Genomic DNA, 1,319 nt, shown 5'->3' on the forward strand with positions numbered 1-1,319 from the left:
GTACCAGCGTACGGCCCACAGAATGATGTCACGCTGAAAATGCCGGCCTTTGAATGGGTTCATGTGCAGCTCCATCAGCAAAAGGGGATGATAAGTTTATCACCACCGACTATTTGCAACAGTGCCAAGCGCGGTGTCCGGAATTTCAGGTTTGTGTCTCTACAAAGACTAACTATCAGAAAAACTCATCGAGCATCAAATGAAACTGCAATTTATTCATATCAGGATTATCAATACCATATTTTTGAAAAAGCCGTTTCTGTAATGAAGGAGAAAACTCACCGAGGCAGTTCCATAGGATGGCAAGATCCTGGTATCGGTCTGCGATTCCGACTCGTCCAACATCAATACAACCTATTAATTTCCCCTCGTCAAAAATAAGGTTATCAAGTGAGAAATCACCATGAGTGACGACTGAATCCGGTGAGAATGGCAAAAGCTTATGCATTTCTTTCCAGACTTGTTCAACAGGCCAGCCATTACGCTCGTCATCAAAATCACTAGCATCAACCAAACCGTTATTCATTCGTGATTGCGCCTGAGCGAGACGAAATACGCGATCGCTGTTAAAAGGACAATTACAAACAGGAATCGAATGCAACCGGCGCAGGAACACTGCCAGCGCATCAACAATATTTTCACCTGAATCAGGATATTCTTCTAATACCTGGAATGCTGTTTTCCCGGGGATCGCAGTGGTGAGTAACCATGCATCATCAGGAGTACGGATAAAATGCTTGATGGTCGGAAGAGGCATAAATGCCGTCAGCCAGTTTAGTCTGACCATCTCATCTGTAACATCATTGGCAACGCTACCTTTGCCATGTTTCAGAAACAACTCTGGCGCATTGGGCTTCCCATACAATCGATAGATTGTCGCACCTGATTGCCCGACATTATCGCGAGCCCATCTATACCCATATAAATCAGCATCCAGGTTGGAATTTAATCGCGGCCTCGAGCAAGACGTTTCCCGTTGAATATGGCTCATAACACCCCTTGTATTACTGTTTATGTAAGCAGACAGTTTTATTGTTCATGATGATATATTTTTATCGGCACTGTTGCAAATAGTCGGTGGTGATAAACTTATCATCCCCTTTTGCTGATGGAGCTGCACATGAACCCATTCAAAGGCCGGCATTTTCAGCGTGACATCATTCTGTGGGCCGTACGCTGGTACTGCAAATACGGCACTGTTGCAAAGTTAGCGATGAGGCAGCCTTTTGTCTTATTCAAAGGCCTTACATTTCAAAAACTCTGCTTACCAGGCGCATTTCGCCCAGGGGATCACCATAATAAAATGCTGAGGCCTGGCC

Annotated in this window: 1 protein-coding gene and 1 pseudogene; one reads left to right on the plus strand and one right to left on the minus strand. The window is 44.8% G+C overall.

Translation table 11 applies throughout. The features are described from left to right. Window positions 1-175 precede the first annotated feature (175 nt). Window positions 176-991: an aminoglycoside O-phosphotransferase APH(3')-Ia gene (locus FTV43_RS15525; protein ID WP_000018326.1), complete on the minus strand. Its 816-nt coding sequence runs from the start codon at window positions 989-991 to the stop codon at window positions 176-178. A 129-nt stretch (window positions 992-1,120) separates the two neighbouring features. On the opposite strand from FTV43_RS15525, the pseudogene FTV43_RS16130 reads away from it, so the two are divergent. After that, window positions 1,121-1,319 (plus strand): annotated as a pseudogene (locus FTV43_RS16130) (hypothetical protein); the annotation flags it as partial.

The organism is Acinetobacter sp. YH16053, from assembly GCF_013417035.1.
GTDB classification, from domain to species: domain Bacteria; phylum Pseudomonadota; class Gammaproteobacteria; order Pseudomonadales; family Moraxellaceae; genus Acinetobacter; species Acinetobacter towneri.

What these genes read in the sequence shown, in the direction of transcription:
- FTV43_RS15525 (WP_000018326.1), bottom strand. Translation starts at nt 991, where the DNA reads ATGAGCCATATTCAACGGGAAACGTCTTGCTCGAGGCCGCGATTAAAT.